This window comes from Achromobacter sp. FW305-C-28 (assembly GCF_058783235.1).
On sequence record NZ_JBYSYL010000031.1, the window covers coordinates 1 to 1,304 of the forward strand.

A 1,304-nucleotide genomic window follows, 5' to 3' on the forward strand; every position below is an offset into this window, starting at 1 on the left:
GCACATTACCAGGAACGCCGCGAGGCCGGGCCACACTGGAACCGCGCCGAGCGCGTCAAGCACAACCGCGAACTGCAGTGAAAAGACGGAGATAAAAATGTTGGAGAAAGAAAGAAGGGAATGTTTTTTGCTGATCCTGGCATTTGACAGGATGATTGTCTTTCTGAAAAAAGAAGGGGTTGCTTTCCCGGATCAAAAAAATGTGGAGAAATTTCTTGATCTCGCTTGGGATGCTCTTCGAGATGATTCTGTCTCGCAAGTTTCGACAAAATCTATGGAGAGGCTTTTTGATGCGCGGATCGTAGATGAGCAAGATGCAGGTTATGAAGAAATAGTCATCAATATGTTTCTATACGCGCTATCAAATTTTTGTATGTATTTTGAGGAGGGGAGTGCGAGTAGCTTGGAGGTGGCTAGAACGTCAATATTGGATTTCTATGACTATATAGCCAGTCAGAGATATATCCTGAACAAGAAAGGCGGGCGAGCAGTTGTTTTGACCGATGCTGATGAAGAGGCTATCAAGAATGATCCTGACTTTTTGGGGGAAACTGTCTTTCAAGAGGCAGACGGGATTTTTGCTGAAAGAATTGTCGATTGGCGACTTGTAGAGCGGCATCAGTAACTCTGTAGGTCACCTTTTGTTGGGGTCGAGGGGGAAAGCCGTGAGTGGCGGACTGTGTCCGAAATGTGTGGCAACAAGCGAGGTTCAAAGGCTGCGGCACGAGCTTGCCGTGCTCGACGAACGTATTGAGGCGCTGCGCTCCACGGAGCGGCGTGAAGACCGGCGCAGGTGCAGGGTCTGATTGACCAATTCGTGTTGACGCGGCGCGAAGGGCCGCTTGCGCAGGGCAAAGACAAACTAGATTGACCTCCCCCCTAAAAGTTGGACAGTTGATAACTGGAAAATTCCGGCGAAACTAGCCCCCAGGAGGGCGTCGCCATGAAGAAGTCAAAGTTCACAGAAGAACAGATTGCGTTCGCGCTGCATCAAGCCGAAACCGGCGTGTCGGTCGAAGAGGTCTGCCGCAAGGTGGGCGTGTCCCAAGCCACGTTCTATGCGTGGAAAAAGAAGTATGGCGGGATAGGCGTGAGCGAACTGCGTCGACTGCGTCAACTCGAGGACGAGAACAAGCGACTCAAGCAGTTGGTGGCTGATCTAAGCTTGGACAAGGTCATGCTGCAGGACGTTCTAAAAAAAAAGCTCTGAGGCCGGCGCAGAGCCTATCCGTATTTTCGTGGGCGAGGCGTTTTAAAAGTTGTTATCCATGCGCCGCAGTAAACCGTTCACCGAACAGGATAGC

At 50.8% G+C, this 1,304-nt stretch carries 1 protein-coding gene and 1 pseudogene; both read left to right on the forward strand.

Annotation, left to right across the window (positions count from 1 at the left end; all coding sequences use genetic code 11):
- Nucleotides 1-97: 97 nt before the first annotated feature.
- Nucleotides 98-625, forward strand: coding sequence for a hypothetical protein (locus tag AC3WMR_RS30660; protein ID WP_492281598.1), 528 nt, complete (start codon nucleotides 98-100; stop codon nucleotides 623-625).
- Between the two features lie 318 nt (nucleotides 626-943).
- A pseudogene (locus AC3WMR_RS30665) lies at nucleotides 944-1,207 on the forward strand (transposase); the annotation flags it as partial.
- Nucleotides 1,208-1,304: the final 97 nt, after the last annotated feature.

Bases quoted from the DNA above. Each gene is read 5' to 3' on its own strand.
- AC3WMR_RS30660 (WP_492281598.1), top strand. From the start codon at position 98: ATGTTGGAGAAAGAAAGAAGGGAATGTTTTTTGCTGATCCTGGCATTT.